Raw genomic sequence first — 720 nt, 5'->3', positions numbered from 1 at the left:
TCCTTTGGGAAGCTCATGAAGGCCAGGACGTCGGGCTCGGCCTCGTCCATGAGGCCGGCCAGCTTCGGCAGCTTGGGGCGGAGCTGGTCGGCGACTTGGCGCCACTGAGCCCGCGCGGCTTCGGCGTCGTCCTGGACGAAGGCGGTGCCGATGAAGGCGGCGACGACGCGGCGGCCGCTCTTGCCGGCGTGGGCGAGGACGTTGCGCATGAAGTGCACGCGGCAGCGCTGCCAGGAGGCGTGGAGCACCTTGGCGACGGCGGTCTTGAGACCCTCGTGCGCGTCGGAGACCACCAGCTTGACGCCTCTGAGCCCGCGCCGTGCCAGCTTGCGCAAGAAGGCTGTCCAGAAGGTCTCGGCCTCGGAGGGGCCGATGTCCATGCCGAGCACCTCACGCCGGCCATCACCATTCACGGCCACCGCGACGATGACGGCGACGGAGACGATGCGCCCGTTCTGCCGCACCTTCACGTAGGTCGCGTCGATCCAGAGATAGGGCCAGTCCCCTTCGAGGGGACGTTCGAGGAAGGCCTTGACCTTGCCGTCGATCTCCTCGCAGAGGCGGCTGACCTGGCTCCTGGAGATGCCGGTCATGCCCATGGCCTTGACCAGATCGTCGACGGCTCGGGTCGACACGCCTTGCACATAGGCTTCCTGGACGACGGCGGCGAGCGCCTTCTCGGCCAACCGGCGCGGCTCCAGAAAGGCGGGGAAATAGCTG

1 protein-coding gene is annotated in these 720 nt (G+C 68.2%); it reads right to left on the bottom strand.

Annotated elements, in window-relative coordinates:
- A partial coding sequence (locus FK498_RS18920) for an IS256 family transposase (protein WP_141857275.1) occupies positions 1-720 on the bottom strand: 720 nt, incomplete at both ends.

This window comes from Elioraea sp. Yellowstone, from assembly GCF_006704265.1.
GTDB lineage: Bacteria > Pseudomonadota > Alphaproteobacteria > Acetobacterales > Acetobacteraceae > Elioraea.
The sequence above is the reverse complement of the archived record's forward strand: the minus strand, read 5'-3'. Positions and strand labels throughout refer to the sequence as shown.